This is a genomic window from Psychromonas sp. KJ10-2 (assembly GCF_047323255.1).
In the GTDB taxonomy this organism is placed as follows: Bacteria; Pseudomonadota; Gammaproteobacteria; order Enterobacterales; family Psychromonadaceae; genus Psychromonas.
In genome coordinates this window covers 1,555,007-1,580,669 of record NZ_CP178827.1, presented here as the reverse complement: position 1 = coordinate 1,580,669, position 25,663 = coordinate 1,555,007, and the positions used below count along the sequence as shown (strand labels likewise).

The 25,663-nt window shown below is 36.9% G+C and carries 30 protein-coding genes; 25 read left to right on the top strand and 5 right to left on the bottom strand.

From position 1 onward, the window contains the following. Nucleotides 1-20 precede the first annotated feature (20 nt). The 17 genes from ACLKL2_RS07610 (at nt 21) to ACLKL2_RS07530 (ending at nt 13,674) form a co-directional block, all read left to right on the top strand. Entirely contained in the window at nt 21-623 is a 603-nt protein-coding gene (locus ACLKL2_RS07610; RefSeq protein WP_413693957.1) for a tyrosine-type recombinase/integrase, read from the top strand. Then, nucleotides 617-1,030: a site-specific integrase gene (locus ACLKL2_RS07605; protein WP_413693956.1), complete on the top strand. Its 414-nt coding sequence runs from the start codon at nt 617-619 to the stop codon at nt 1,028-1,030. The genes ACLKL2_RS07610 and ACLKL2_RS07605 overlap by 7 nt, the downstream gene beginning before the upstream one ends. Next, complete coding sequence (locus ACLKL2_RS07600) at nt 1,030-1,605, top strand: hypothetical protein (protein WP_413693955.1); 576 nt, start codon at nt 1,030-1,032, stop codon at nt 1,603-1,605. Before ACLKL2_RS07605 ends, ACLKL2_RS07600 begins: the two co-directional genes overlap by 1 nt. Nucleotides 1,606-1,700: 95 nt before the next feature. Next, nucleotides 1,701-1,913, top strand: a complete 213-nt coding sequence (locus ACLKL2_RS07595; protein ID WP_413693954.1) for a hypothetical protein — start codon at nt 1,701-1,703, stop codon at nt 1,911-1,913. Nucleotides 1,914-1,915: 2 nt separating this feature from the next. After that, nucleotides 1,916-2,314, top strand: coding sequence for a hypothetical protein (locus ACLKL2_RS07590; RefSeq protein WP_413693953.1), 399 nt, complete (start codon nt 1,916-1,918; stop codon nt 2,312-2,314). Between the two features lie 106 nt (nt 2,315-2,420). Further along, on the top strand, nt 2,421-4,577 hold the full coding sequence (locus ACLKL2_RS07585) for a VapE domain-containing protein (RefSeq protein ID WP_413693951.1): 2,157 nt from the start codon (nt 2,421-2,423) through the stop codon (nt 4,575-4,577). A gap of 778 nt (nt 4,578-5,355) precedes the next feature. Continuing rightward, nucleotides 5,356-6,489, top strand: coding sequence for a phage major capsid protein (locus ACLKL2_RS07580; RefSeq protein ID WP_413693950.1), 1,134 nt, complete (start codon nt 5,356-5,358; stop codon nt 6,487-6,489). A 55-nt stretch (nt 6,490-6,544) separates the two neighbouring features. After that, nucleotides 6,545-7,069, top strand: a complete 525-nt coding sequence (locus ACLKL2_RS07575) for an HK97 family phage prohead protease (protein WP_413693949.1) — start codon at nt 6,545-6,547, stop codon at nt 7,067-7,069. A gap of 2 nt (nt 7,070-7,071) precedes the next feature. Next, a complete protein-coding gene (locus tag ACLKL2_RS07570) occupies nt 7,072-8,106 on the top strand; it encodes a phage portal protein (protein ID WP_413693948.1) in 1,035 nt (344 codons plus the stop codon). Then, nucleotides 8,106-8,396 carry a head-tail connector protein gene (locus tag ACLKL2_RS07565; RefSeq protein WP_413693947.1) on the top strand — a complete coding sequence of 97 codons (291 nt, stop codon included), beginning with the start codon at nt 8,106-8,108 and terminating at the stop codon, nt 8,394-8,396. Before ACLKL2_RS07570 ends, ACLKL2_RS07565 begins: the two co-directional genes overlap by 1 nt. Next, the gene (locus ACLKL2_RS07560; protein ID WP_413693946.1) at nt 8,396-8,713 is read left to right on the top strand and encodes a phage head closure protein; all 318 of its coding nucleotides are present in this window, start codon (nt 8,396-8,398) and stop codon (nt 8,711-8,713) included. Before ACLKL2_RS07565 ends, ACLKL2_RS07560 begins: the two co-directional genes overlap by 1 nt. Then, nucleotides 8,710-9,099 (top strand): HNH endonuclease, encoded by a 390-nt coding sequence (locus ACLKL2_RS07555; protein WP_413693945.1) that lies wholly within the window; start codon nt 8,710-8,712, stop codon nt 9,097-9,099. Before ACLKL2_RS07560 ends, ACLKL2_RS07555 begins: the two co-directional genes overlap by 4 nt. Then, entirely contained in the window at nt 9,096-9,443 is a 348-nt protein-coding gene (locus tag ACLKL2_RS07550) for a P27 family phage terminase small subunit (RefSeq protein WP_413693944.1), read from the top strand. Before ACLKL2_RS07555 ends, ACLKL2_RS07550 begins: the two co-directional genes overlap by 4 nt. Then, nucleotides 9,424-9,684: a hypothetical protein gene (locus ACLKL2_RS07545; RefSeq protein ID WP_413693943.1), complete on the top strand. Its 261-nt coding sequence runs from the start codon at nt 9,424-9,426 to the stop codon at nt 9,682-9,684. The genes ACLKL2_RS07550 and ACLKL2_RS07545 overlap by 20 nt, the downstream gene beginning before the upstream one ends. A gap of 10 nt (nt 9,685-9,694) precedes the next feature. Then, entirely contained in the window at nt 9,695-11,074 is a 1,380-nt protein-coding gene (locus ACLKL2_RS07540; RefSeq protein ID WP_413693942.1) for a terminase large subunit, read from the top strand. A gap of 754 nt (nt 11,075-11,828) precedes the next feature. Then, nucleotides 11,829-12,401, top strand: a complete 573-nt coding sequence (locus ACLKL2_RS07535; protein ID WP_413693941.1) for a PEP-CTERM sorting domain-containing protein — start codon at nt 11,829-11,831, stop codon at nt 12,399-12,401. A 337-nt stretch (nt 12,402-12,738) separates the two neighbouring features. After that, a complete protein-coding gene (locus ACLKL2_RS07530) occupies nt 12,739-13,674 on the top strand; it encodes an SDR family oxidoreductase (RefSeq protein WP_413694283.1) in 936 nt (311 codons plus the stop codon). A 97-nt stretch (nt 13,675-13,771) separates the two neighbouring features. On the opposite strand, the gene ACLKL2_RS07525 is transcribed toward ACLKL2_RS07530, so the two are convergent. Further along, a complete protein-coding gene (locus ACLKL2_RS07525; protein ID WP_413693939.1) occupies nt 13,772-14,188 on the bottom strand; it encodes a hypothetical protein in 417 nt (138 codons plus the stop codon). 935 nt (nt 14,189-15,123) lie between these two features. Between ACLKL2_RS07525 and ACLKL2_RS07520 the strand changes: the two genes are divergently transcribed. The 4 genes from ACLKL2_RS07520 (at nt 15,124) to ACLKL2_RS07505 (ending at nt 18,201) form a co-directional block, all read left to right on the top strand. Beyond that, on the top strand, nt 15,124-16,107 hold the full coding sequence (locus ACLKL2_RS07520) for a TRAP transporter substrate-binding protein (RefSeq protein WP_413693938.1): 984 nt from the start codon (nt 15,124-15,126) through the stop codon (nt 16,105-16,107). 203 nt (nt 16,108-16,310) lie between these two features. Further along, complete coding sequence (locus ACLKL2_RS07515; protein ID WP_413693937.1) at nt 16,311-17,006, top strand: TRAP transporter large permease; 696 nt, start codon at nt 16,311-16,313, stop codon at nt 17,004-17,006. Continuing rightward, on the top strand, nt 17,006-17,629 hold the full coding sequence (locus ACLKL2_RS07510) for a TRAP transporter large permease subunit (protein WP_413693936.1): 624 nt from the start codon (nt 17,006-17,008) through the stop codon (nt 17,627-17,629). The genes ACLKL2_RS07515 and ACLKL2_RS07510 overlap by 1 nt, the downstream gene beginning before the upstream one ends. Then, a complete protein-coding gene (locus ACLKL2_RS07505; RefSeq protein WP_413694282.1) occupies nt 17,629-18,201 on the top strand; it encodes a TRAP transporter small permease in 573 nt (190 codons plus the stop codon). Before ACLKL2_RS07510 ends, ACLKL2_RS07505 begins: the two co-directional genes overlap by 1 nt. Before the next feature lie 45 nt (nt 18,202-18,246). Here the strand turns inward: ACLKL2_RS07505 and ACLKL2_RS07500 are convergent, their stop codons facing one another. From ACLKL2_RS07500 to ACLKL2_RS07485, 4 genes are all read right to left on the bottom strand, one after another. Further along, nucleotides 18,247-18,876, bottom strand: coding sequence for a YitT family protein (locus ACLKL2_RS07500; RefSeq protein WP_413693935.1), 630 nt, complete (start codon nt 18,874-18,876; stop codon nt 18,247-18,249). A gap of 321 nt (nt 18,877-19,197) precedes the next feature. After that, nucleotides 19,198-19,659, bottom strand: coding sequence for an Lrp/AsnC family transcriptional regulator (locus tag ACLKL2_RS07495; RefSeq protein WP_413693934.1), 462 nt, complete (start codon nt 19,657-19,659; stop codon nt 19,198-19,200). A gap of 321 nt (nt 19,660-19,980) precedes the next feature. Beyond that, a complete protein-coding gene (locus ACLKL2_RS07490; protein ID WP_413693933.1) occupies nt 19,981-21,942 on the bottom strand; it encodes an EAL domain-containing protein in 1,962 nt (653 codons plus the stop codon). Beyond that, complete coding sequence (locus tag ACLKL2_RS07485) at nt 21,936-22,349, bottom strand: hypothetical protein (RefSeq protein ID WP_413693932.1); 414 nt, start codon at nt 22,347-22,349, stop codon at nt 21,936-21,938. The genes ACLKL2_RS07490 and ACLKL2_RS07485 overlap by 7 nt, the downstream gene beginning before the upstream one ends. Nucleotides 22,350-23,012: 663 nt before the next feature. Here ACLKL2_RS07485 and ACLKL2_RS07480 point away from each other — a divergent pair. From ACLKL2_RS07480 to ACLKL2_RS07465, 4 genes are all read left to right on the top strand, one after another. Next, complete coding sequence (locus ACLKL2_RS07480) at nt 23,013-23,291, top strand: hypothetical protein (RefSeq protein WP_413693931.1); 279 nt, start codon at nt 23,013-23,015, stop codon at nt 23,289-23,291. Between the two features lie 29 nt (nt 23,292-23,320). After that, nucleotides 23,321-23,695, top strand: a complete 375-nt coding sequence (locus tag ACLKL2_RS07475) for a PEP-CTERM sorting domain-containing protein (protein WP_413693930.1) — start codon at nt 23,321-23,323, stop codon at nt 23,693-23,695. A 235-nt stretch (nt 23,696-23,930) separates the two neighbouring features. Further along, nucleotides 23,931-24,965 carry a methionine ABC transporter ATP-binding protein MetN gene (gene metN / locus ACLKL2_RS07470; protein ID WP_113819749.1) on the top strand — a complete coding sequence of 345 codons (1,035 nt, stop codon included), beginning with the start codon at nt 23,931-23,933 and terminating at the stop codon, nt 24,963-24,965. Next, on the top strand, nt 24,955-25,641 hold the full coding sequence (locus ACLKL2_RS07465; protein WP_113819748.1) for a methionine ABC transporter permease: 687 nt from the start codon (nt 24,955-24,957) through the stop codon (nt 25,639-25,641). The genes metN and ACLKL2_RS07465 overlap by 11 nt, the downstream gene beginning before the upstream one ends. Nucleotides 25,642-25,663 lie beyond the last annotated feature (22 nt).

The window sequence follows — 25,663 nt, the reverse complement described above, 5'->3', positions numbered from 1 at the left end:
TTAACGTAAAGGTATTAATAATGGCGAAAATACAAGTAAGAAAAGGCAAAAATGGCGTTACGTATAAAGTTGAATTTATGCGTGATGGCTTTCGTGCATCTAAAACTTTTAAATTGAAGAAAGAAGCACAACAATTCTCAGCTTCAATTACTCTCAATCATGATTTAGCCCTCAGCTTAACAAATTCACCACAAAATAAAATAACATTGAAAACTGCTATTGATGATTATCTAAGCCAGTATACCGGTAAAGATAAAGCTATTCTTGGCCGTTTAAAATGGTGGTGTAAGTGTATCGGTGATCTAGAAATCAGTAAGATTGATAGACGTACAGTTAAAGCATCATTACAAATGTTACTTGATGCAGGTAAATCAAGTGCAACTCACAACCGTTATAAATCAGCTATATCCTCAGTGTTTGAATTCATGCGTGATGAGTATGATACTAACCACAACCCAGCCCGAGAAGTAAAACAGCTCACAGAAAAAGCCAATAAAGAACGATATTGTTCAAAAGTAGAACTTGCCAGATTGTTTGAACGTGCAAAAGAAAGTGATTGGAATCGTATGTACACAATCATATTAATGGCTATCACAACAGGTGCAAGGCGAGGGAGTTGTTAAAGCTTCAATGGCAAGACATAGACTTCAAGAATCAAACAGCTTACTTATATGATACAAAGAATGGTGATGATCGTGTTTTACCACTAACTGTTGAATGCTTAGAAGAACTAAAGCAATTTAAACAGTCAACTGGATTTATTTTTCCACACCATGAAAACCCTTCTGCTCACTTAGTGAACTTTGATAATCATTGGCGTAAATGCTTAAGGCTTGCCAAAATAGAAGGTTTACGGTTCCATGATTTACGACACACTTGTGGCAGTTGGTTAGCCATGAATGATGTGCCTTTAAAGGCAATTGCAGAGATTTTAGGTCATAAAACTATTCAAACGACTCAACGCTATGTGCATCATAGTACTAGCCACAAGGCTAGCCACCTTAATCGTGTATTTGGAGGTATTGTATAATGAGTAAATGGAAATTTAATAATGTTAAAGCAGAGTCCTATGAGTTTGAAAATAACACAGTGGAATTTACTAATGGGAAAGATAGCTTTGTAGTTCAGTTTGATACAGATATTTTTCATTTGGACCAACGAATTGAAGAGCACAATGTCCCTCAGTTTAAAGAAAAAGGGTGGGCAGCTAGGTTAGGATATATTCACAGACTTCAAGAAAACTTGAAAGTTAAGAAAGAATTGTATCCAGATGAACCTTCAAAAGTTCCTCAAAAAGTGATAAACGCGCTTGTTCCCGTTCCAGATGGAGAGCCAAGTAAAGAGTACATAGATAACTATATACGGGCTATTAAAATTTTAAATCCACCTGAAAAAGTAAAAGCTATTCAGCGCAAAGTTTATTTCAGTGACAGAACTAAATTAAGAGATGTACTTTCTGAGCGGTTTAAGGAAGGGGAGTTGACCGAAGCTGAAAAAAACAAAGCGTTACAATGGCGATATGAAGATGTTAAAGGTTTTTCTGATGTTAAAGAAACAACAAAGACAACTCGTTGGCAATGGAAAATAACATTAAATAGTAAATAAGTTATTTTCCCCCGAATTATAAAACCCTTGTTGGTTTAATAGAGTTGTTAACCGCACTTAACTAAACACACTATTAAATCACCAAGGACATCATTATGACTGAACAACAAAAACTAGCGATGGATCTAAACAATTGGATCCCAATGCGAAAAATACCTTCTGTGTTACCTCAATTTTCTTACAATCAAATTAAAACATTATTTTGGAAACGTGAAAGTAATGGATTAAGTCGATGCTCTAAAATGGTAGGGCGCACTCTTTATATTAATTTGCCAATGTTTGGCCTTTATTTAGCTGGAGAACTTTAATTATGAGTAACAAATGCATTATAGCCATTGATAACGGGATCACATATGATCTATGCAATGTTTTAAACGGTCGGTATATCGCCCGAGACATATCAATCCCATCGTTTAATGAATTACGCCAGTTAATCCCAAAGCTTAAAGATTCTCTCTTTATCGCCTTTAATGATGAAAAAATGTGGCAGGGAAATCTGCTCAATGCTCACAGTATTAAACCACGTGGTGAGGTGTACCAAGGTAATGAGCCAATAGGTAAACAATTTATATGGGTTAAGCGTATGGATAGTTTGAACACACAGTTTGAAGTCGTTTGTGAAAACAGAAAATTAATTGATAAATTAACATTATCACAAGCTGAGTGGGTGATTACACATATTGCTAATTCACTTATTGAATTATCTTAGATAATAAAAAAGCAGCTAAGTAGACCACTACTAGCTGCTTTTCTCCGTTCCCTGTTGACCACAACAAGGACAAACTAAACAATAATCTATTCAATAAGGTAATTCCATGAACACTAATAATATTACACACACTCGCTTAAATAATCAACAATTTCCATATGATTTTATTCCGTATGGTCGATGGGATGAAAAAGGTTCACGTCCTGCACCCTATAAACTTAAACAGCGCTACGATGAAAGCCACCAGCTATGGAGTAAGGCTGATAATGACCGTGTTGGTATTAGGCTCAACAACCTTGTGCTGGTGGATTATGACGGTAACAAAGAGAATGCGGTCGGTGAAATACCAAGCGTTGAAGAACTGGCTAATGTGTTAGGTTATGTTAATTACAGGGCCATGGCTGATGCGTCACTGATACAGTGGAATGAGGCGATGACCTCGCTGCACTTTTTATTTATAGCACCACCCGAATTCAACGTTACAGATTTTAAACAGCATAACGGTGGAACCGATGATTTCTTTTGGAAGCACATCGATATTAAAACAGCTAATCAGTTGGTTTATCTAAAGTCTGCTAAGACAGTTAATTTACGTGATCCATCTACTTACCCATTAGCACCTCAAGCTATTATGGACCAGTTGAAAGGGCGTTCTGCTAAGTCCACCAGCGTCACATTCAACTACGAACACAAAGCATCTGAACATCAAATCAAACTGGCTACTGAATGGCTAAATGAAGCATGTGAAGAAATGGAAAATACAGAAGATGGTGGACGTAATAACAAGCTTAATTCACTAGGTTGTACACTGGCTGGTTTAGTCGCTGGTGGATCGTTAAATAATGAAACGGCTTATACTGCATTATTCAATGCTGCTATTGCTGCAGGGTGTGAACGTGGTGAAACAGTAGCCACGTTAGCCAGTGCATGGGAAGAAGGCGGTAAGACTCCACGTCGTGATGCACCTTATACGGCTATGAAACAGAGTGCTTCAGAAGCGTTTGCAGATCACGTAGTACATAACACTAATATAACTAATGCTGATTGTGTTATCACAGCGAGCTTTCCAGACGTTAAAGAAACTAGGCAAGGTTCACGAGTATTAAGCACACAAGAAAATCTGAAAGCTTTACTTCATAGTTGCAATATACAAGTGGCTACAAACGCTATGAATTTAAATCTTGATATTCAACAAAACGGCACCGTTCATCAACTGTCTTACGATGCAGTAAGATCTGAGTTGATAGGGCATGCTGAACGCGCAGGACTACCAAAAGTGGCAATTGAAGAACACTTAACTGCTATTGCAGAGAAGAACAACTACCACCCTGTTGAAGCTGCATTAACAAATAAAGAGTGGGATCTTATCCCACGGGTTCAAACACTCCTAAACGCTATACCTACAGATAACCCAAAGATTAGAGATTTGATTATGCGTAAATGGCTAGTATCAGCCATGGCTGCAATATATCAACCTAACTTTGGAACGAAATTGGTTCCTGTTTTAAAAGGGTTACAAAGTGCTAAGAAGTCTGCTTTTTTATCTCGACTATCTACTATAACCCCTGATAGTTTTTTACCTGAAGCAACATTAAACCCTGATGACGTAGATTCTGTTATACGTGTAGCAAGTCATCATATTGTTGAATTAGCAGAGTTAGAGCGAACAACCAGAAGGGAAGCAGGCGCTTTAAAAGCGTTTATTACCAATACAAAAGACAGCTTTCGTAAGAAATATGGACGTTCAGACACTAAAAAGCAGAGACAAACAGTATTTATTGCAACAGTAAATGGCGATGATTTCTTTAAAGATACAACAGGTAACACACGATTTGCTGTGATTGAATTATCTAATGACATTAACATGGATGTTGTAAATAACGTCCTGGGTTACCAATGGAACAGTGGCAAATTGATACAAGATAAGCCTGAGCTTTTAGAACAGTTTTGGCTTGAAGTGAAGCACGAGTTTGACAATGGAGCGGCTTGGCATTTGGATGATCACGAACAAAAATTAATTGAATCTGTAAATAATCGTTTTGTTGCTAAAGGAGAGTTTTACGAAATCATTAAAGATGATTTAAATTCAATATGGTTCGGCAATCCTGTTGGTTTAACACCAACAGCTATAACTAAGCGTCTAAACTTACAGCCTAATATGTGTGCAAAAGTGGGGCGAGATTTAAAGCAGTTAGTTAAAGATGGTATTTTATGTAACGGTCAAGGGAGACTTAGCAGAGAGTACTTTATATATAATCAGTAAGTATATATACGGTGCAAGCACGTACAAGCACGTACAAGCAGAAATGCCATTGTGCTTGTACGCTAAAGCCCTTGGTATCACTGGCTTTAGTTTGATTGGTACAAGCGTACAAGCAGTTTACTATAAAAGATTTTAATAAGTGTAATAGTATATATACTCGGTACATTATATATAATATGTACAATAAACGTACAGGTTAATGGCTAAATATAAACAATGGCATTTCTGCTTGTACGCTTGTACCAAAACTTTAAACACTAGTCGTACCAAGGGCTACAGCGTACAAGCACAGTAGCATGTGCTTGTACCGATATACTGAGTATATATACTATCACTCAGTATATATACTAGGCTTGATTAAACCCTTAGCCTCATTAACCATGGCTGTATATATAACAACTAATGACTTAACGTGTCGCCTCTCGTTTGAATTACCACTTACATTAGTGGTAGTGCAGTGTTCACCACCGTGCTTAGCTAACCAACGTCTAGGCTGTTTAGGTAGCATACACTCACCAGCTTTGACTGCATCTTCAAGTATTCTAATTATCAAATTTATTTCTTTCATTATACGTATTCCCTCTTACTGGATTGGAATCTCACCGCCGTATTCCTTTAATTTTCGCTTACGGCTGATTTGTGAGAGCTTGCAAACCTGTAATGTAAAATTTAAAAATTCACACTTTTCAAAAGTCAAGCATTATATATAATATTGTTGACACTTGACATAATATGTCACATGATTGTATGTAATTCAATCAATTGAAAAGGTGTAAAGATGAAAAATTTAATTAAATTACAACGTGAACTTGCTGGTTTACGTACTGAAATGCGTAACCTACTAACAGTGGCAGATGAAGAAACTCGTTCGTTAAATGAAGCTGAAAAAAGTAAGTTTGATGAACTACGAAATAAAGCTGATGGTTTGAAAGAAACTATCACGCGCCATGAAGCATTGGAGCATGAAGAAGAACGTTCTTTATCTAATGTTGCAGAACAAACTAGCAAACATGAAATGCCAACGGATACAGAATTGCGCAACTTCTTATTACGTGATGAAGTATCAACACGCTCAATGGACACAAGCACAACAAGTGATGTAATGATTCCTGAAGTACAGCGTCAAATTATGATGGCATTGCGTGACCGTTCCCCTATTCGTCGCCTAGCTGCTAATAAAACAACCTCAACGCATGAATATCAGTTACCTGTACAGATTAACGGTGCAAGTGTGGCTGAAGCAGCCGAGAACGATACGCGCGGTGAAACATCAACCCCAACATTAACAATGGCTACAGCAACACTTTCTGAAGTTTATGCACAACCTAAAGTGTCACAGCAATTACTTGATATGAATGCTGGCTTTGATATTCAAGGTTTTGTAAATCAATCAGTCGCAGATGCTTATGCAGATAAAGAAGGTCAAAAGTTTGCAGACGTATTAAATAATGCAACGGCTTCAGCTGGTGCGTTTGTGTTTGGTGAGATCCGTACTGAAGATGTACCTTCTGTAACATATGGGGCAACTTACGTTTCAAGTATTCGCTCACTTACTAAAACAGTAAAACAAGCTATTCGTAAAAATGCCACGTTCTTAGTTTCTCCTGATGTATTAACGTATTGGGAAGACTTAGTTGATAAAGATGATAAACCAATGGTTGGAACTGTAGAAGGTGGCGGCTCTAAACGTTTCCTTGGTTACCCTGTTGAAGAGTGTGAAGAACTAGCTGAAGGATCTTTATATTTTGGGGATTTCAATCGTGGCATGTTTACAGTCGATCATACAAGTTCTATGGGGTCAGTTGTTGACCGAGTGACAGAGAAGGGACAAGTTAAATATTACTCTTATATCTATTCTGCAGCTGCACTAGCAGATCATAAAGCATTAGTTAAAGCGAACTTTACTGCTTAATTCCTCATTGCGTTATGGGCTCATGGATGAGCTTAACTTATAAGGAGTTAAATTTATGGATATTAGATCGTCAAAAATCATCAATAGCGACACTGGTAAACTTAAAGGTTCAGCTGTTGTTTATGGTTCCCAATCTCAAGACCTTGGCGGATTTGTTGAAGTTATTGAACAAGGTGCATTTAGCCAACACTTGATAACCCAGCCAGATATTCGAGCTCTATATGAGCATGATGGTAAAGAGCTATTAGGCCGCACCACAAGTGGCACTTTACTAGTTAATGAAGATTCACAAGGTGTACACGTAGAGATTCAACCACCATCAACCCGAGCTGGTGAAGATTGCAAAGAGTTGGTTAAGCGTGGCGATATTACAGGTATGAGTTTTGGTTTTGTTGCACTTGAAGATCGTTGGGATCACAACACAACACCATCAACTCGTTATGTAACACGCGCAGAACTATGTGAAGTTACGATCACCGCATTACCTGCCTATAAAGCATCGTCAGTTACATTACGTAGCTTAGCAGCATCAAAGCAAAGCGATAATAATGCGCTATGGCTTAACTATTTGGAGGCTTAATTATGTGGCCATTCAGTAAAGAAGAAAAACGCGCAGAAATTACTATTAAAGATCTAGTCGCGTTACTTAATCCGCGTGATAGTCGTTCAGGTGTAAGTGTTGATCAAGATAGTGCGCAAGGTCTAACCGCTGTTTTTTCTGCTGTTAACTTCATAGCTAAACAAGTGGCAAGTTACCCACTTAAATCTGATAACCAGTTCATCAATCAGTTGGTTAATGAATCACCCGATGCTGTTATCACTGCTAATCAGTGGAAGTTAAGCACCATGCTTAATTTATTGTTATCTGGTAATGCTTATTGCCGTATTAACTGGAACAGAAGTGGCTACCCGAAAAGCTTAGAGTTTTTACAGAGTAACCGAGTAACACCAGTGATCGAACAATACCAACTCAAAGGTTATTTTGTAGATGGTAAAGCCACGTTATTAAAAAACATTGTACATTTTCGTATTAACTCAATTGACAGCATGACAGGGCGCTCACCTATTGCTGTTTGTCGTGATGCTATCGGTTTAGGCATTGCACAGCAGAACCAAGCAGCAGATCAACAAGCTAATGGAATGAAACCAAGTGGCGTTATTGAATACCCTGAATTCCTTAATAGTGATCGTGGTAAGAAGTTTAAGTCGTCATTGAATGAACGAAAAGCAGGTGAAACGCTTGTACTTGAAGGTGGTTCACAATTTAAAGCCGTAAGCATGAGCAATGCTGATGCCGAGTTCTTAGAATCTCGATTATTCTCAGTTGATGAAGTCGCACGTATTTTTAACCTAGATAAGATTTGGTTACAAAATTCTGGTACTGGTGCGAAGTATGACGAAGTAAACGCTTCACAGAAATCATTACTGGCTAACACTATTAGCCCTTATTTAATCGCTATTGAATCAGAGCTTAGTTTAAAGCTGATGGATAGCATTAAGTTTAACTTAGCTGAATTACAGCGTTTAGATGCTAAGACTCGTTATGACGTTTACGCAACCGCTAAAGAGTTAGGCGTGTTAACAGTTGATGACATTAAGCAACGGGAGGCTATTTAATGCTTACTCTTACGTTAGTGAAAGAACACTTAAAAATTGAATCAGATGATACCGCTGAAGATACTATTTTACAGTTATACCTTGATGCTAGTTTAGATACAGCCAGTGAATGGATTGGTATCGATATTGTAAACGATGAAACGTTGAAACCTTCAATAGTAGCCGGTTGCTTAATGTTCATTGGCACACTGTATCAACACCGTGCAGACGTATCTGAATTAACACTATCAAAAGTGCCACTGGCTGTTGAACGCTGTTGGAATATCCACCGTGATCATGGGGTGTATTAATGGATACTGGTAGATTAAATAAACGTGTTCAGTTTGGCTCTATAAAAACTGAATCAGATGATTACGGACAAGCTATCGAATCTTTTACAGAAAAGTTCAAAGCATGGGCGAATATAAAATACATTTCTGGTCGAGAATCTTTGTTAGCTAATGTTGTTACTGTGAATCAAACAATTATTACTATCGTATGTCGTTACCGTTCAGATTTAACACTGAAAGACAAGGTGAAGTATGACGGACAAACGTGGGAGATTACGAATATAGCACCAGACGAACGTAATAATTTTATGAATGTAACAGCAGAGATAACCCAGTGATCTACCGTTGCGCTATGTGTGGTAAGCGAATTATACAAGCCGATAAAGGCCGATGCAGTAGGCACCGCAGGACATACCACAAAAAGCGTAAATTATCGGTCAAACAATACGGCCATGCATGGCAACAATTAAGAGTGAAAGCATTAAACCGTTTCCCTATTTGCTTATGTTGTTTTGCTGGTGGATTAATTAAAGAAGCTGAAGAAGTTGATCACCTATATGCATTAGATGATGACTCAACATTAGAGCAAGTTTTAAATATTGATGACTTAGCCCCGTTATGTAGAAAGTGCCATGTTCGTAAAACGAGAACGTGTGATAACAATCCCAAACAACTGGCTAAATTCATCTTAAAAATCGAGATAGCGAAGGAGTTATTTATATGAAAATTCGCAGAGCGCAAAACAGTAAGCTATTAGGCAAGTATGGGCGAAAGAAGTGGAAAGACTTAGCCGAATTAATGCGACCAACAGCAACCAATTCAGATTGGGATTTATTAGAGTCTTACTGCATGAATTGGCAAATGAGTAATTCAGCCGCTGAAGAAATTACCACGATCGGCACAACTGTTTTAAATGGTGCAGGTACTCGCGTACAGAATCCAGCAAATGCCATGTTTAACGCTGCACAGAAACAGCTAATTATTTTAAGCAAAGAGCTTAATTTAACAGAGCTATCACAGCATAGAAATCAAATGGAAAGTAATGAAGATGACGGATTTGACATCTAGTGTCACACCTATTTACCATCAATATGCATTAGATGTTAAGTCTGGTGCAATCATTGCGTGTAAGGCTATTAAGAAAACCGTAATACGTTACTTTAAAGAGCTTGAACGAGATGATGTGTATTTAGACCACGAAGAAGCTAAACGCTTTCTACACTTTTGCACGTTCATTACACACCATAAAGGCGAATTGGCAGGGCAAACTTTTATCATTGAACCACTGGGAAGCTTTCATCCTGGTTAATGTGTTGTGCATGAAGTGGAAAGAAACTGGCTTTAATAAGTACCGTGAAGCATTTGTATTTGTTCCTCGTAAAAATGGTAAATCATTCCTTTGTTCAGTATTCGCTAACTATCTGTTAATAGCAGATAAGGGCCAACATGACTTATTTACTTATGCAGTGAACGCACAGCAAGCGCGTTTAGTGTTTGATGGTGCTAAGCAGATGATCGTGCAGAACAAAGCACTGAAGAAACGATCTAAAGTAATGGCCCACCATATAGACCACACCAAGACTAACAGCCGTTTAAAACCAGTGAGCTCTAACAGTGGCGGTAATGAGGGTTTAGGTGGTACAGCCATTGGTGATGAATTACATACCCATCCTGATAGCTCTATGTTTGATGTTATGCAACTATCAATGGCTGCAAGGCGTAAAGCGTGGCACTTCATCATTACCACCGCAGGAACCAATACAACAAGCTTTTGTAAGCAGTATTACGACCAATGTAAAACTATTGAATCAGAATCAACCTTTACAGCCATTTATGAGTTAGACGATGAAAAAGAAATTGAACAGCCCGAGACATGGATTAAAGCAAACCCGAATTTGGGCATTTCTGTGTACTCAGAAGAAATTGCAGACACACTCGAAAAAGCTAGAACCATCCCACACCGTTACAGTGAAGTATTAACGAAGCGTTTTAATATTTGGCGTAATGGTGAACAAGAATTTATAGCTGAAAAAGACTGGCTCGCTTGTTATAAGCCTAAAGAGTGTAAGCCAAGTAATGAGCTACCTGTATTTATAGGCATTGATTTATCAAGTGCCAGTGACATATCAGCAGTGTGGTGTGTACAGGGAACTGGTGCATCGGGTGAAGTAAGAATATGGGGTAAATGCTATTTACCATCTTCAGCCCTTGAGCGCGGTAAAAAGAATAGTGAAATCTATCAGCAGTGGGTTAGGCAGGGTCATTTAACAGTGGCAGGTGATCGTACAGTTGATTATGAACACATTGAACGAGACATTCACAGCCTATGTGACCAGTACGATGTTCATTCAGTATCGTTTGATCCATGGAATAGTAATTTTTTACTTACTCGATTAGAAAGCCATGGCGTACCAGTGGAGAAAGTAAGACAGGGATTTATTAGTCTTAGTCCACCAACTAAGGCGTTACAGGTGGCTGTGATGCAAGAAAAAGTAATACACGATAATAACCCTATATTAAACTGGGCTGTTGGTAACGTTACATTATCAACAGATGCAGCTGCCAACATTAAGCCAGATAAAATGAAGTCTGAAAATAAGATTGATCCAGTAGCCGCATTATTAAATGGCTATCGCACATGGATGCTAGAAACTGAGTCTGGTGAGTTAAGCGATGAAGTTTTAACCGTTAATTGGTGATATTTTTAGGCGTAATTTAACGTAAATTAGGCGTAAAAGCGTAAACCAACCTCACTTATATTATCCCACACTCACCTATAACCCCTTGATTACGGGGTATTGCGCTGTTAATATCTCGTAATCAACTGCATTTTCGGGATTCAAAATCCGTTTCCGAGAGGAGTGACGGTTCAAGTCCGTCCTCGGGCACCATATATATGATAAAGCCTCAACATTTGTTGGGGCTTTATTATTTCTAGGTGATAGTCATTTCTATTTTATCTCAATGAGTACTCTTTCAATGAATGAGTTTTCCGCTGTATTCGTTATCTAAATCTAAGGTATTTCACTAGGTAGAGTTTATACCAATCATACTAAGTAACTGATCTATTTTACTTGTTAAAATAACTGACTCCTTAGTTGTAATCTTCGCCAATAGAACAACTATTTAAGAATTAACATTTTTTAGTTAATTCTCCGTCAGACTATTAACGAAGTTAATCGTCGAGAGGTTTAAATGATGTCTTGAACTAAGTCATTTTTCCTGCGTAAAATTTAGATCACTTATTTAATGCAATTGGTATTAGATGAACGGTTAAGAACTAATGTTGTTATTTTATCAATATATTGTTATTTAATTGTCGGTTTTTTTAACAGTTATATCTTTTTTAAAGTTAAAATGTAAAATAAAAGCATTAAAAACAGTGCTTTGTGTTTTTGGCATAGTTAGTGCTTTATTGATGAATATGGTTATTCATAACTTTAAGGAAATATTATGAACTTATTAAAATCAGCGCTAACAGCAGCACTTTTACTCTCTAGTACCTACGTTTCTGCAATTGCTTTTTACTCAGGTGTCGATGACGTATCTAGTAGTACTAGTCCTACAACAACTCTTACTGATGATGATGGTAATTGGATTGATCCAACAGGCACTGCGTTAGATGGTGCAACATGGGTACAACCTACCGATGCATGGGAAGTAGATGACAGTAGTTTTTATTATTACGAAGTGGATTTAGTTGATAGTGTTGATTACAACTTAACATCATTATTTGTTTCTTATGATGATGATTCAATTGTTTCTATCGGTGATACGGTTATCTTTGATTCTGAAACTAGTGGTATTGAAAAAGCATGGAAAGGTGTTTATGACATTTTTGATAGCTCATTCTCATCACTGTTAATTACATCTGATGATAAACTTACTTTTGCTGTGGTTAATAGCAATAATGATGCTACAGGTGTAATTTGGAGTGGTACAGCTTCTGTTCCAGAACCAAGCATGTTATTTGTATTAGGTTTTGGGCTTATCGCTTTTGCTTACCGACGCAAAACGAACGCATAACTTAACAGCGTATTAAATGTTAATAAACGGCTCTATTTAATAGGGTCGTTTTTGTATCTACTACTTTCAATTTTAAACCGATTATTTAACTTTCAGTCAATAAAGTAAATTACTCCTTTGGTTCTTCTCAGATATCTCTTCAAACCGCTTAAAAGCGAATCCTATATTCATGCTTTAACTTATAAAGAAATCATTATAAAAATGGCTATTTCGTTAATTGATACAAATAGGCATGTTTTAGATATTATTTCGCCTATTTAGCCGCCTTTATGAAGGTTATAGTTTATTTAATAAAAAACTAATTCTTAATGAAAGATACAGGGTTTAGATAATGACTATGACAAAGAAACAAGGCTGGACTCCACAACAGATCAAAGATATTTCCGGTAAAACCTATCTTATCACAGGCGCTAATTCAGGCGCTGGGTTTCAGGCTACCCGAATACTTATTGCTAAGGGAGCCAAGGTGGTGATGTTGAATCGAAATAGCACGAAGTCGGAAGCGGCTATCTTCGAGATAAAGAGAGAGTTTGGTCATGATGCTAATGTAAGTTATATCAACTTGGATTTGGCTGATCTTAATTCGGTTCGCCAAGCTGCAGCTGAAATTTTAGAAAAAGTACCTCAAATAGACGCTCTTATATGTAATGGTGCTATTGCGCAGGTAGCTAAACAAGAGTTGACTGTGGATGGTTTTGAAAGTCAGCTCGGAGTAAACCATTATGGTCACTTCCTATTATCTGGTCTGTTATTTGACCGTATTAATGCAAGTTATGGTCGAATCGTTGTTGTTGCTAGTGAAGGTCATAAAATGGGGTTAAGAACCATCCAATTTGATGATATGAACTGGGATAAGAGTTATCATCCAAACAAAGTTTATAGTCAAAGTAAATTAGCTCAAATGATGTTTGCTTATGAATTACAAGATAAGGTTAAGGCGACCAATAACAATGTCAAAGTCTATGTTTGTCATCCTGGTGCTTCTAATACTTCATTGATTAATGAAAAGGCTAACTTTGCAACCAGGTTCTCCTGGGGAATTATGGTAAAACTTGGTGTTGCGCAAACCGCTGAAAAAGGTGCTTTACCTGAGGTGATGTGTGCGACACAGGAAGACTTAAAACAGCGAGCTTATTATGGTCCAACAGGCTTTATGAACTTTGGCGGGCCAGTTGGCGAGTGTGAGCTAAAGGCATTTGTTTTAGATAAACCTGTATTAACTAAATTATGGGCTTTATCAGAGAAACAAACTGCTTTTAGTTGGTCACTTTAGTTTTTTAACAGAGTGTTAATAGCGCATTGCTTAAATACACCTCATCGAGATAAATCAGCAGGGGAATGCAACTACCTCTCTCCTGATAAATGTGCATTTATTCTGCTGGTTTATTGATCACTAAACCTTGTTCATCAAACTCAATGACTCGTGCTCTGTAATTAGAATTGAGGTTAAATCTAGCCTGGAGACTTGCTTCTATCTCACCACCGCAGGAATGTATTATTCCCATTGGTTCAGCTGGCAGCTCATGCAGGGAAAAGTAATGGTCCATATAAGTGGTAAAAGGCTTTAACTTTCTGATTTGATGAGAAGCACATGATAGACACCTTGGTTTAAACTTTGATTGTTTAAAATAATCGATCTTGGTCTGCATGGTTTGTTCTTCTCTGATGACGACCTCTTGAAGATTCTTAACCTGTTGTTTCTTTTGTTTTGAGAAACGATAAAAAGATGCCTTTTTCAAGCGTTCAATATCATCCAGCGCTTCCTCTCGAGCTTCAGTCGTATGCATTGTAAGGTAGGGAAAAGCGGCTTCTACAATAGTGTCGCATTGATCACACCATGCACTTTTAGTTACAGGTTGTTTGTCTGGGTGACCAATATATTGATAGGAAGCCCAACTTCCATAGCTTGTAAAATCACAGTGACTACATGAATAAGAAACGGAAGAGTAAGAGATAACGTACTACCTTATAATTTAATTAAAGTATGTAAACCATATTCTTAAGTATTATTGGTGACAAGTATAATAAAGCGTTTTAGCTTTTTTAAATGGCAATAAAAATAGTCGGAATTATTGACTAATAGCTCATGCAGTTACCACTGCAGAAAGTATCTTCTTAACACCTCTTGTTTCAATGCCATTAATGGCAATTTTTCAACTGTATGTCCACTTTGAATGTGAGTATTTGGATGAGGTTAATCTTCCATTATGTCTACTTTAGTACTTTACTGAGCGCTCCCTCACTTATCTGTATAAAAAACAAACATAAAATGAGATGGGAGCTTGAGTTTTTGATGCTTTTTTATTGTTATATTATTGTAATACAAAGTGTCATTAGAGATTGTTCAAGTAACTTTTAAAGGTTAATTCAGTATATACATTTTTGTTCATTTTATTCGTATTTAGTCGTTTTATTGAGTGGGTTTACATCACTTTTTTATTATTACCTAAGCGATCATTTATTAATTTTAGTTTTATCGGTTTCATAAGTCATTTGTACATGGAAGTCTGTCTATTATTTTTATGTGAATTCTAATTGCTTGTTTTTAAAGGTATTGGCGTTCATGGATGCTTATCGCTTGTAGTCAGTTTTTACTGCTTGAGCGTTATTCTATAAATACGAAGTGCTACTTTTGGTTAACAAAGTAGGGCGGTATAGAGGGTGTTTTAACGATATAAACATTCAGATAAAGGAAGATAACTGATTATATTAGGAGTTAATTATGCGTTTTAATTTTAAAAAGAGTTTGGCTTCAGCATTATGCTTAGCGTGGGCATCTTCAGCGTATGCGGCCGTTGAGTTTAAACTCGGCCATTTTGGGGCTGAAAACCATCCTTCTCATATTGCTGCTATGCAATTTGCTAAGCAGGTTGAAGCAAGAACCAATGGTGAAGTTGAAGTTGAAATTTACCCTAATAATGCATTAGGAAGCCCACCTGAAGTACTCGAACAAGTCATCATGGGGGTGGTTGATATGAGCCTTTCGGGGCAAGATCAATTAGCTAAACATGTGCCATTATTTGATACCGTGAGTATTCCTTTTTCCTTGACCGATGCCGAACATGCTGATCGTGTTTTAGATGGTCCTTTTAAAGAATGGGCTGCACCAGAATTAGATAAAATTGGTTTGGTTTATTTATCTAGTTGGGATTGGGGGTTCCGTCAATTGACTAACTCTAAGCGTCCTATTTTATCTCCTGCAGATGTTAAAGGGTTAAAGATTCGAACTCCTCCTGCAATGACCTATCAAGCAGCGATGCAAGCGATAGGGGCAAATGTACAAACTATCTCATTCAGTGAATTAGTGATGGCAATGCGTCAAGGCGTGGTTGATGGTCAGGAGAACCCAATTGGTGTGATTTACAGTCTCAAACTCTATGAGTCGCAAAAATATATTTCGATTCTTAACTACTTGTACAGCTCAATGGTGCATATTGTTTCTAAAGATGCTTGGGATAGATTAAATGATCAGCAACGTAAGATTGTTCGCGAAGAGTCAGATTCAGCTCGCTTATTAATGCGTAAGTTAATGAGAGAGGAGGAGTTAAAACAGATCCAAGATATGCGTGCTAAAGGCATTGTCATTGATGAACCTGATCTTGCCTCTTTCCAAGCGATGATGGGGCCTGCCTATGAACAAATTAAAAAGAAAGTAGGTACAGCTAATTTCGATAAATGGATTGAGATGACTGAGTCTCTTAAATAGTTAACATAAAAAATGTTAATAACTATCTATTTCGCCTTATCTTGTTAACTGAGTAAAGGCGAAATATTTCAATTTAACTAATGCATTAATAACCGGTTTATAGATTGAAATCAATCTCTCATGATAGATCGATAACAAAAGTGACTCGCTTCATGATTGCCAATCTTATTCACTCAATATTGGCTGCATTAAAGTTGTTTTAAATGCGTTATAAATCCAAGCAGGTAACCCCTATGTTGACCTTAGCTATATTCGGACTGTTAATTCTTCTTCTGTTGATTAATGTACCTGTGGTCGTTGCCATCGGTTTAACATCGGTCATATTTTTTGTTGGTTTAGGTGATGCGCGACTATTAGCGATGTTACCTCACCGCATGTATTACGGTACAACTGGGTTTACTTTATTAGCTATCCCATTTTTTATTTTAGCTGGTAATTTAATGAATACGGGAGGCATTACCGATCGTATTTTCCGCTTTGCGCAAACTATGGTTGGCCATATCTCTGGTGGTATTGGTCAAGTTAATATTGTTGCCAGTGTTATTTTCTCCGGTATGTCTGGGTCTGCGGTAGCCGATGCAGCTGGTTTAGGTCAAATAGAACATAAAGCCATGGTGGATCAAGGTTATGAACCAGCGGATTCTGCAACATTGGTTGCCGCTTCCTCGGTAATTGGGCCAGTTATTCCGCCTAGCATTCCCTTTGTTTTATACGGCTCAATTACTAGTGTCTCCGTGGCACGTTTATTCTTGGCGGGGTTTATACCAGGCGTATTGATGGCATTAGGGATGATGATTGCTTTAAGTATTTTAGCAAAACGTAAAAATTACCCCTGTGCTGATAATAAAGCCACATTTAGAGATCGCTTATCCTCTTTTAATGGTGCTTTTGGCCATTAATGGCACCGGTGATTATTGTCGGTGGCATTATGAGTGGTTTCTTTACTCCAACGGAAGCATCTGTTGTTGTGTGCGTTTATGCCGCGTTGTTAGGTTTTTATTACCGAGATTTAAAGTTAAAGGCTTTACCAGGCATTATTTACAAATCCATTACTCAATCAGTCAGCCTGTTATTTATTATTGCTTCAGCTAACTTCTTTGGGTGGTTAATCATCCATCAAAAAATTCCAGATAGTGTGATTGAAACCTTAGTAGGGTTTGGGGCAACACAGTCGATAGTGATGTGGATTGTGATAGGCATAGTACTGACTATGGGCTTGTTTTTAGAGGGTAATGCTATCTTTTTAATTACTCTACCGCTGTTTATGCCGATTGCCACTATGTTCGATATTGACTTGATTAACTTTGGGGTGGTGATGGTGTTATTAATTATGATTGGTAACTTAACACCGCCTGTTGGTATGTGCTTGTTTGCCGTTGATAGTTTTGCAAAAGTAGGTATGCCTGCCTTAGCGAAGAGGGTATGGCCATATTTATTAATGATATTTCTAATTACAGTGTTGATCGCCTTTGTGCCGAGTATTTCATTGTTCTTACCTAATCTTATTATGGGAGAAATGTGATGGTCTGTTTATTGAAAAATATTGATATCTGGGTGCAAAGAATACTTCGTTATATCGCCATTACCATGTTCTCAATTATTGCTCTTTTATTAATTGCGAATATTTCACTACGTTTAATTAACGATCTCATTCAGTTTTTACTGGCCCATGGTTGGGAGGGTACTGCAAACTTTATTCAGAGTATTATCACCATTAACTCTTTTTATTGGTTTGATGAGATTATTGAGCTGAGTTTTGCTGCACTGGTATTTTATGGCGCTGCTGGATTATGGTGTGCAAAGCTGCACTTTTCAGTAGGGGATTGGATAACGCCACGTATTAGTAATGTACGCTTACAGCATTTATATAAATTAGTAATTTTGCTTATTTCTGCAACTTTTATGGCTATCTTATTTTGGTACTCGCTTAAGTTAACCTTAAGAACCAATCAAGTGACCACTGTTTTTCAAATTAAGCAGTGGATCCTTTATTCCTGTGTGCCGGTTTCGTCAATGATCATGCTGATCTATTCAGTGGTAGATGTCATTATTGCGGCTAAAAACTTACTAAAGGGAGAGCAAGTCGTGGCATGATAAAAGGCTTGGAGTATGCTTTTTGCATACTCCTAATAAGCTTAATTATACGGTATATCTATCTTTACGATGATTAAGGGCAATGATTAAGTTGAGTACAATGCCACAGAAAATAGATAAAACTAATTGATATACGGACACAATGGATAAAGAGATTAACATGATCGTGAGGTCAGCCCCCATTAATAACCATCCCGCTTTAATTGAAAACCTTTCTTGTAAATATAATGCAAGAATATTGAAACCACCCAAACTCGCTTTATGGCGAAATAAGACAATGAAACCCACACCAAAAATAAAGCCGCCGAATATAGCGGCATAAACAGGATTAAGCGCTTCAATACTAATAAATAGATCATGCAAAGAGCTAAATATAGAAACCAGTAACACTGCAATAAAGGTTTTTAGAGTAAACATCCTACCCATACGTTGTAGTGCTAAATAATAAAAAGGTAGGTTAATAAAAAAGAAGATCACACCAAAGTTAATATCAAGTTTGTAATGAAGTAATAAAGATAAACCTGCCGTTCCACCTGTCAATAATCCAGCATGTTTTAAGAATAAAACTCCGAAGGAGACCAAACTAGTTCCGATTAAAATTGCCATTGCATCTTCAAACCAGCGATGCTTTGTTGTTACTTCCTGTATGTTATCTACTAGCCTAGTATCTGACATGCTTTACAGTCCTAATTTGTTTGCGTTAGTTGTGCATGCTTTATACCATGGTGATTAAATTGTGCAATAAGTTGTTTTATTTTGTTTTTATTGTGCATTTTTGGTGCGTTTGTGTCTGTTTTGGTGCGCGGTTTTTGTATTGAATTTAATGACTATGACAAGTGTGTTTTGGTGATAGGAGAAGAAAATTTTTAAAGGCTAAAGGTGACAATAGTGCACTCTTTTGAGCACACCAAGTTGAAGGCTATTCTACAGATCATATTCCTCTGGTTACTCTTTTATAATTAAGATTTTGAGGTTGGACTGATTAATCAGTTGGCACTAACCTACCGTTTTAATACCACTCTCTTTGATTCGCTCAAGTACGATGGACGTTTTGATATGTGAAATAAGTTTAGTTTGAAAAATGCGAGAAAGTAACGCATTCAAACTGTCTAAATCGGAAACCACCACTTTAAGCGAATAATCTGCATCACCTGTGGTTTTATAGGCATCTATTATGCTCTGCTCATTAACAACAAATTGATGAAAGTCTTGTGCATTTTCATTCTCATGATTAATTAGCTTTACTTCTACCATGGCCTGCATCTCTTGCTTTAATGCTTTGGGTGCGAGGCGAGCGTGATAGCCTAAAATCAATTGTTGTTGCTCTAAACTAATACGGCGACGTGAACACTGTGATGGGGATAAACCAACTAAGTCACTGAGCTCTTGGTTAGTGAGACGTCCATTTTCCTGTAACAAGGTTAATATTTTTACATCGTATTCATCATTATTGGACATTCCAGCACCTCTTATTAGTTGAGAGCAGAGAGTCTAACAAAGAAAATATCAACTGGCTTTCTAATTCATAACTAATACCAATCACACTAAGTAACTGATCTATTTTACTTGTTCAAATAACTTACTGCTTCGTTGTGATTTTCGCAAATAGAATCACTATTTAAGCATTAACCTTTTTTAGTTAATTCTCCGTCAGACTGTTAACGAAGTTAATCGTCGAGAGGTTTGAATGACGCCTTGCACTCAGCCATTTTTCCTGCGTAAAATTTAGCTCACTTATTTAATGCAATTGGTATAATATTTTCTACCAGCTGATGAAGACTAAATATCCCTACCTTTTTGTATTAAATAACCAGGAATATCGGCCGCTTGAATAGCTGGAGAAAAATAAAATCCTTGAATATAGTCACAGCCTTTTTCTGCTAAATAATTTAATTGCTCTTGCGTTTCTACGCCTTCTGCAACAATACTAAATTGCATTGCTTGTGCGAGTTGAATAATAGTTGATGTTAGTTGGCATTGGACTTTATCATTGGGCAGTTTTGTAATAAAGCTTCGGTCTATTTTTAAAGTGTCCCATGGCATATTTGCTAAATAGGAAAGTGATGAATACCCTGTACCAAAATCATCAATAGCTAATTTAATCCCTCGCTGTTTAATCCTTTTTAACTTAGGCGTCACTTCTTGAGCTCGTTCAATATAGGTTGATTCAGTTAATTCTAGTTCTAAATGTTGTGCGGGATATTGAGTCTGTTTAAGCACTTTATCTAAAGTTGAAATAAATTGGCCAAACCTGAGTTGATATGCAGAAATATTGACTGAAATAGTAATTGCTTGGTATCCCATGTCTATCCATTTACGCCCATCTATACAAGATTGTTCTAATACTAAAGCACCTAAACTTGCTATTAATCCAGTTTCTTCAGCTACCGGGATAAATTCCGCTGGAGATACCCACCCTAATTCATTGTCATTCCAACGAACTAATGCTTCAACACCATGTATTTTCTTACTTTTAGCTTTAAATTGAGGCTGATAAAATACTTGCAATGAATGCTCGTTAATCGCTTTTTTAAGCTTGGTACTGATGATTAATTTTCTTTGACTTTCTTGAGTTAAATGTTCTTCATAGAACCCAAAGGATCCTCGGCCATTGCGTTTTGCTTGATAAAGGGCTGCATCGGCTTCTTGTAATAAATCTTGACGTACTTCTGCTACTTGGCTACTTACACCAATGGTGGCAGATATGAACACTTGCACATTGTATTCAAGATTAATGACAGAAAACAAACTTACTTGAATTTGTTTAATAACCTCTTCGATTTTTTGTTTGTCAGTTGTATCGATTAATAAGGCAAATTCATCACCTCCGGTACGGCAAATAAGGTCGTTAGGGTTTAAAATCGTTGTTTTTATTTTTAATAGCCTGTTTGCAACTTCTTTAAGAAGAGTATCGCCTGCCATATGCCCGTAACTATCGTTTACATCTTTAAAGTGATCTAAATCAATCACTAATAAAGAGGCTGTTTGTATGTCATTTATGGCTAAGCGTTGATCGAGTACACGGCGGTTGGGGAGTTCTGTTAATTGATCATGAATCGCAAGATGATTAAGTTGTTGTTGGATAGCTTTTTGCTCATCAATGTTGATAAGAGAAAGTATGTAAGTGCTGCTTTTATCTTTTTCTGATTTTACTTCTGTTACAGAAGCAATACCTTGATGTATATAGTTTACTCCAAAGCTTACCTCACTCCGCCATTTCGAGGTGAGCATTTGAGTGTGGTTTAATGGTTGATTATTATGTTGAAAATAGTTGGTGATATTAAGCTGGTTACTATTAATATCTAGCTCGCTAACTTTTAGCATACTAGCAAAGGCCGCATTCGCTTTAACAATGTGGCCTTTATTATTTATAATGGCCAGCCCTTGACTAGAGTTTTTGAAAATAGTCTCTGCCTGTTTTAATCCATAATCCTTGGCCGATATTTCATTTAATAACTCCCTACTAGAAGTTAACAAGTGATTCCATTGGAAACCATCTGATTGTAAATAGGCTATAAATGAACGTCTTCTACATATTATAAATAATAAAATGGGTAGGCTATACACACTTGCCATTAATACTTTACCAGCTAGTCCTCCAATCACAATTTCAATCACTTCTGCGTTAAAACCAAAAGCAATCAAAGGGAATAGAATACCATCGGAACATAGTACTAATATGAATAAAAGTAGATAACATATTGCAGTGATATTGGGCGAGCGATTTAATTTCTTTAGCATATCAAAGCTGAGTAATAGGAAAAAAGCTCTACAATGATCAATACACCACCTAAAATAATAAATGGGATGGACACGTCGAATAACGCGCTAGAAGTCTGGTGTGGGTTGATAACATTCGGTGTATTTAATGTTTTAGCGACAATAGAAGATAGTGCAATATTAACAATATCAATAGTAACCACTAAGCGAATAATTTGTTTGAAAATTTGCAGGTCTTTTTCAACTAAAACAAACAGGACGGAAGTCATCATGAAAGCTCCGTAGCAAATATTACCACCAGAAATATTAATACCCTCTGAAATAGGGAAAGAGTACAGGTTGCCAAAAATCCCGCCAATAAAAAGCACTAGCGAAATGTAATAAAAGAATGATATTCGTCTTAATTCACCTTCATAAAAAGTAAACATTAAAGGGGCGATAGAAAAGATAACTACTTGTATAAAAAAAGGCTGGTCATACTTTATGTTCCTGGTATCCATAAGTGTCAATTATCTAAAACCTATATTTATCATACAATACGGGCATCAAAAAGATATTAATTTATTGTTTTTACTAAGTCTTTGGGGAATGCTTTAGCTAGATAATGGAGTGGGGCTTTTCATTAAATAATTTGGCAGATAATATGCCTGTACCACTTCCTTTTTTCAAAAAGCAGCGGTGTAAAAGCGTTTTAATGTCTATTTATAGTTGCTTGGTTATCTAAATTACCTTTAACTCCTATTTAACGATTATTTTTTGTTGAAAAGGGTTTTTATTTAAATTAGCGGTAGCTTTAACGCGTTGTTTTTAAATTAATAGAGGGGTTTTAGCTACCTGATTATTCCAATATTATATTAGCGATAATGTTTGTTATTTTTTTTGTAGCTATAAATGAGTATTTATGGATCTTTAATTTTATTATCTTCATATTATCAATGTTTTGCATGTTTATTTTTAATCTTAAATCGTAATTTTAGTTGTTATATAAGTTTGTTATGTTATAGAACTAGTCTATAATATGAGCAATAAACAAACAATTTAAAGGGAAGTCTTGATTTGTTATCAGGATTGACGAATAAAGGGAATTATTTATGAAAACTATCCTATCAACATTGAGTGCTGCTGCTGTTTTATTGTCTGCAAGTAGCTTATTTAATGCTGCTAATGCTAGCCTTATCTTTTCTGAAGATTTTAGTGGAGGCAGCTCTTCTTTAGTTAACTCAACAGACGCATCTTGGACAGATACAAGTGGTAAGGGCTTCGAGGTTTATTACGCTAATGGCGCAAATCGTCGTAGTATGAGTAAAACGTACGATCACGATAATGATAGCAGTACCGCGGAAATTAAGATCCCGGGGCGATTGAAGTAAATGATGATTTAGGTAGCGAAACATTAAGTGTGACATTTACATTGGATTCACTGATTGATGCAGGGCAGGAGTTATTATTAACTTTCTTTGCTGGTGAACGTGGTGATGCTTCAGGTGCAACAGTAGAAGTGTATAACGTGACACAAGATATCTCATTAAGTGGAATTTTAGAGCCTGTATTAGGGGCGGGTGAGTGGATTTACAACAGCTTCTCATTTGATGCTGCGACAACCACTAGCGGTGACGAAATTCAAATTAGCTGGACGGGCGGTGGTACAAACTCAGGCGTCAGCCAAGAAATAGCAGATGTTAACTTATCAATTGTTGATGTACCAGCACCAGCGACAGCTGCTATTTTTGCATTAGGTCTATTAGGATTTGGTGTTAGTCGTTTAAAAAAATAACGCTTTTTAACCTTATTTTTTAAAGCATCACCTTAGGGTGATGTTTTTTTGCCTAATGAAAAATCATCCAACTTAATCTTTAATATCCAAACAATTAATGTAAATCAAATTTGTTTATTTTAATTAATTGATTTAGACGTCTAGATGTCTTAGTATGCACCCATTATTACAACTTAGCTCACCGATTTTCTTTGATGGCTAATAGGTAACCAGTATTTAAATTTCAGGAAATCTGATGATAGAAATAAAAGATGTAAACAAGGTGTTTTATCAGGGAAATAAGGCGATTAACGCGCTTTCCGATATTAACCTGACTATAGAACAAGGTAGTATTTTTGGTGTGATCGGTTCATCTGGCGCAGGTAAAAGTACATTAATACGTTGTGTTAACTTATTAGAACGCCCAACTACCGGTGAAGTTTTACTGGATGGTGTTGATTTAACTAAGTTATCGGACCAAGAGTTAACGAATACTCGTCGTAAAATAGGGATGATCTTCCAACACTTTAATCTTTTATCATCACGTACAGTATTTAATAATGTCGCCTTACCTTTAGAGCTTGCTGGTGTTAGTAAAAGCGAAATTAAGACGAAAGTAGAAGATCTATTAGCGTTAGTTGGTTTAGCTGAAAAACGTGATGTTTATCCTGCAAACTTAAGTGGTGGTCAAAAACAACGTGTGGCTATTGCGCGTGCATTAGCGTCAGATCCTAAAGTATTGTTATGTGATGAAGCAACCAGTGCATTAGATCCTGCAACGACTATCTCAATTCTAGAATTACTACGTAAAATCAATAAAGAGTTAAACCTGACTATATTGTTAATTACCCACGAAATGGCGGTAGTAAAAGGTATTTGTCAGGAAGTGGCTATTATTGGTGGCGGTAAATTAGTTGAAAATGGTTTAGTGGGCGATATCTTTGCTCACCCTAAAACAGAACTAGCACGTGATTTTATCCGATCTACGTTAGATCTATCAATCCCAGCAGATTACCAAGAGCGCCTACACAGTACACGTGTTGAAAACAGCTATCCGTTAATTCGTTTAGAGTTCACTGGCGCGTCTGTTGATGCACCAGTTATTAGCCATGTAGCTCGTGAATTTAATATTGATATCAGTATTTTAAGTTCAAATATGGATTATGTAGGCGGCGTTAAGTTTGGTTTAATGTTAGCTGAATTTATCGGCCCTGATGCATGTGCAGAAAAAGCCATCGAATATTTAAAACAACAAAAAATTGAACTAGAGGTGCTTGGCTATGTCATTTAATGCAGTGGTAACTTGGTGGGCTGAAAACACACGCTTAATTGAACTATTAGTGAGTTCATTGTGGGAAACACTGATCATGGTGTTTACCTCTGGTTTTATCGGTTTTGTCGTGGGGATTCCATTAGGTGTGTTATTACACCTAAGTAAGAAGAATGGTTTATTAGAAAGTACTAGTTTGAACAAAATATTGGGAGTAGTGGTTAATATTGGCCGTTCAATCCCATTTATTATTTTGCTGGTGGCCTTGATTCCAGTGACTCGTTTTATTGTCGGGTCCTCAATCGGTACTGCCGCTGCCATTGTGCCTTTAACCATTGGTGCGATTCCATTTATCGCTCGTCTGGTTGAAGGTGCGTTATTAGAAGTACCTGCAGGACTCGTTGAAGCGGCACAAGCAATGGGTGCTAAGCCATTACAAATTATTAAGAAAGTATTATTACCAGAGGCATTACCGGGCATTATCAATGCGGCAACGATTACGCTTGTGACCTTAGTTGGCTACTCAGCAATGGCTGGTACCGTTGGTGGTGGTGGTCTTGGTGATGTGGGTATTCGTTATGGTTATCAACGTTTTGATGCCACAGTGATGATGATTACCATCGTTATTCTGGTGATTTTAGTACAACTGATTCAGTCACTAGGTGATTACCTAGTTAAACGTGTAGATCACCGTTAATTGTTTCGTTTTTAATTTTTAT

Coding starts and splice junctions, on each gene's coding strand:
- ACLKL2_RS07505 (WP_413694282.1), top strand. CDS start 17,629: ATGGTCTGTTTATTGAAAAATATTGATATCTGGGTGCAAAGAATACTT.
- ACLKL2_RS07485 (WP_413693932.1), bottom strand. CDS start 22,349: ATGTTTACTTTTTATGAAGGTGAATTAAGACGAATATCATTCTTTTAT.
- ACLKL2_RS07580 (WP_413693950.1), top strand. CDS start 5,356: ATGAAAAATTTAATTAAATTACAACGTGAACTTGCTGGTTTACGTACT.
- ACLKL2_RS07530 (WP_413694283.1), top strand. CDS start 12,739: ATGACAAAGAAACAAGGCTGGACTCCACAACAGATCAAAGATATTTCC.
- ACLKL2_RS07545 (WP_413693943.1), top strand. CDS start 9,424: ATGACGGATTTGACATCTAGTGTCACACCTATTTACCATCAATATGCA.
- ACLKL2_RS07490 (WP_413693933.1), bottom strand. CDS start 21,942: ATGCTAAAGAAATTAAATCGCTCGCCCAATATCACTGCAATATGTTAT.
- ACLKL2_RS07520 (WP_413693938.1), top strand. CDS start 15,124: ATGCGTTTTAATTTTAAAAAGAGTTTGGCTTCAGCATTATGCTTAGCG.
- ACLKL2_RS07595 (WP_413693954.1), top strand. CDS start 1,701: ATGACTGAACAACAAAAACTAGCGATGGATCTAAACAATTGGATCCCA.
- ACLKL2_RS07535 (WP_413693941.1), top strand. CDS start 11,829: ATGAACTTATTAAAATCAGCGCTAACAGCAGCACTTTTACTCTCTAGT.
- ACLKL2_RS07575 (WP_413693949.1), top strand. CDS start 6,545: ATGGATATTAGATCGTCAAAAATCATCAATAGCGACACTGGTAAACTT.
- ACLKL2_RS07590 (WP_413693953.1), top strand. CDS start 1,916: ATGAGTAACAAATGCATTATAGCCATTGATAACGGGATCACATATGAT.
- ACLKL2_RS07560 (WP_413693946.1), top strand. CDS start 8,396: ATGGATACTGGTAGATTAAATAAACGTGTTCAGTTTGGCTCTATAAAA.
- ACLKL2_RS07480 (WP_413693931.1), top strand. CDS start 23,013: ATGAAAACTATCCTATCAACATTGAGTGCTGCTGCTGTTTTATTGTCT.
- ACLKL2_RS07565 (WP_413693947.1), top strand. CDS start 8,106: ATGCTTACTCTTACGTTAGTGAAAGAACACTTAAAAATTGAATCAGAT.
- ACLKL2_RS07510 (WP_413693936.1), top strand. CDS start 17,006: ATGGCACCGGTGATTATTGTCGGTGGCATTATGAGTGGTTTCTTTACT.
- ACLKL2_RS07515 (WP_413693937.1), top strand. CDS start 16,311: ATGCGTTATAAATCCAAGCAGGTAACCCCTATGTTGACCTTAGCTATA.
- ACLKL2_RS07610 (WP_413693957.1), top strand. CDS start 21: ATGGCGAAAATACAAGTAAGAAAAGGCAAAAATGGCGTTACGTATAAA.
- ACLKL2_RS07500 (WP_413693935.1), bottom strand. CDS start 18,876: ATGTCAGATACTAGGCTAGTAGATAACATACAGGAAGTAACAACAAAG.
- ACLKL2_RS07550 (WP_413693944.1), top strand. CDS start 9,096: ATGAAAATTCGCAGAGCGCAAAACAGTAAGCTATTAGGCAAGTATGGG.
- ACLKL2_RS07465 (WP_113819748.1), top strand. CDS start 24,955: ATGTCATTTAATGCAGTGGTAACTTGGTGGGCTGAAAACACACGCTTA.
- ACLKL2_RS07585 (WP_413693951.1), top strand. CDS start 2,421: ATGAACACTAATAATATTACACACACTCGCTTAAATAATCAACAATTT.
- ACLKL2_RS07495 (WP_413693934.1), bottom strand. CDS start 19,659: ATGTCCAATAATGATGAATACGATGTAAAAATATTAACCTTGTTACAG.
- ACLKL2_RS07525 (WP_413693939.1), bottom strand. CDS start 14,188: ATGCATACGACTGAAGCTCGAGAGGAAGCGCTGGATGATATTGAACGC.
- ACLKL2_RS07540 (WP_413693942.1), top strand. CDS start 9,695: ATGAAGTGGAAAGAAACTGGCTTTAATAAGTACCGTGAAGCATTTGTA.
- ACLKL2_RS07600 (WP_413693955.1), top strand. CDS start 1,030: ATGAGTAAATGGAAATTTAATAATGTTAAAGCAGAGTCCTATGAGTTT.
- ACLKL2_RS07570 (WP_413693948.1), top strand. CDS start 7,072: ATGTGGCCATTCAGTAAAGAAGAAAAACGCGCAGAAATTACTATTAAA.
- metN (WP_113819749.1), top strand. CDS start 23,931: ATGATAGAAATAAAAGATGTAAACAAGGTGTTTTATCAGGGAAATAAG.